At 31.9% G+C, this 1,356-nt stretch carries 3 protein-coding genes; all 3 read right to left on the bottom strand.

Annotated elements, in window-relative coordinates; all coding sequences use genetic code 11:
* Window positions 1-172: 172 nt before the first annotated feature.
* The 3 genes from RCF13_RS06425 to RCF13_RS06415 all read right to left on the bottom strand — a co-directional run bounded on the left by RCF13_RS06425 (window position 173) and on the right by RCF13_RS06415 (window position 1,238).
* Complete coding sequence (locus tag RCF13_RS06425; protein ID WP_016121594.1) at window positions 173-397, bottom strand: hypothetical protein; 225 nt, start codon at window positions 395-397, stop codon at window positions 173-175.
* Between the two features lie 24 nt (window positions 398-421).
* The gene (locus RCF13_RS06420; RefSeq protein ID WP_308140964.1) at window positions 422-643 is read right to left on the bottom strand and encodes a hypothetical protein; all 222 of its coding nucleotides are present in this window, start codon (window positions 641-643) and stop codon (window positions 422-424) included.
* A gap of 172 nt (window positions 644-815) precedes the next feature.
* The gene (locus RCF13_RS06415; protein WP_308140963.1) at window positions 816-1,238 is read right to left on the bottom strand and encodes a hypothetical protein; all 423 of its coding nucleotides are present in this window, start codon (window positions 1,236-1,238) and stop codon (window positions 816-818) included.
* Between the last annotated feature and the right edge of the window lie 118 nt (window positions 1,239-1,356).

Below are 1,356 nucleotides of genomic sequence, written 5' to 3'. Positions count from 1 at the left end.
ATATATTAACGACACATCTTTCACCGTAAACTCATCAGACGCACAAGTATATGTTTTCCCTTGCATATCTTTTACATTTTCATTGTCAATCGCTTGAACTTTATCACCCTTTTTAAACATTTAAATCCCTCCGTTTTTATACAAAATTCAAATTTTACACTTTTATAATATTTTATATTCTAGTTTCAAGAAACTTTTTAGCTTTTTGGATAGCTATATGTCTTGTTTGCCCCTCAGCTAAACCCTTAGGTGCTGATTCATCTAATATATGAACTTTCTTAATCTGCCCTTCGCATTCAACTTCTACCAAAGAATAATAGGCACTGTGTAATTTCTCCCCATTTAAAAAACTCATAAACTTAGTTCCCACTTTTCCAGTGAATTTGATTTTGCTCATTTCTTAATCTCCCTTACATTTTTTCTAATTTACTCTTACTATTCTGCCCTTTGAATCTTTACCTATTTCATAACTGGTTCTGCAGTGCCAACAAAATAAATCTTCCCCTTTTTCTAACCCCTTAATTAAGTTAGGGCTATACATACTATGGAATCCTTTTTTCGTTAATCCTGTAACGGCATATATATAACCTCTAAATGCTAGGTAATTTCCGCAATTACATCTAGGTTTTTCATATTTAGACATTTTACCACTCCTATTTCTTACACAAATACGCAATGTAACTCACAAGTAACATAACTCCAAAAACTAAAATAACAGTTGCAATTTCTGTGTTGGATCAATCAATAAATGGGCATCCTATTTCAGCTCTATATCTACTTTTAAAAAGTCTTATAAATTTGTGAAATTGGTTTACTTAGTTTTCTGTTAATCGAACACGTTGCAAATATTTAACCAGGAAGTACCCACTATATCCCTCTAAAAACACTACATTTGAACCGCTTTCTGCTTTAAATTGCTCTGTTTTACAAGTCCAAACTTTTCCTTGGTAACGCTTTGATTCTAAACAGCTATGCATTACTACTTTGTCGCCTACTTTTAGTTCATCCATAACATTGAATAAGGTTTGATAAGCTTCTTTGTATTTCTGCTTTATAAAATCAACTTGTTTCCACGTTCTAACATTTTTAAAGCGCCCCTTCATGTATTGTAAACAAACCTGGTCTATATCCTCAGGAGGGCTTGGATAGTAAGTGGAGGATTTGTTTCCTCCACTTGTCGTATAAATCATCTCGACTCCACCATATTCATCCTTTTTCATCTCAAAAGTTGGTTTCATTTTAATTCACCATTTTCAAGATTTTTTTCAGAAAGTTTACTATTATGTTCAGTTTCAATTGATAGATTAATAGCTCCAGCTTGATCTAAACTTATTAATAAATTTTCTGCTATTATTT

This window comes from Stenotrophomonas maltophilia group sp. RNC7 (assembly GCF_030910085.1).
GTDB classification, from domain to species: Bacteria; Pseudomonadota; Gammaproteobacteria; order Xanthomonadales; family Xanthomonadaceae; genus Stenotrophomonas; species Stenotrophomonas sepilia.
This window is presented reverse-complemented; position numbering and strand designations above follow the sequence as displayed.

Coding starts and splice junctions, on each gene's coding strand:
- RCF13_RS06425 (WP_016121594.1), bottom strand. CDS start 397: ATGAGCAAAATCAAATTCACTGGAAAAGTGGGAACTAAGTTTATGAGT.
- RCF13_RS06420 (WP_308140964.1), bottom strand. CDS start 643: ATGTCTAAATATGAAAAACCTAGATGTAATTGCGGAAATTACCTAGCA.
- RCF13_RS06415 (WP_308140963.1), bottom strand. CDS start 1,238: ATGAAACCAACTTTTGAGATGAAAAAGGATGAATATGGTGGAGTCGAG.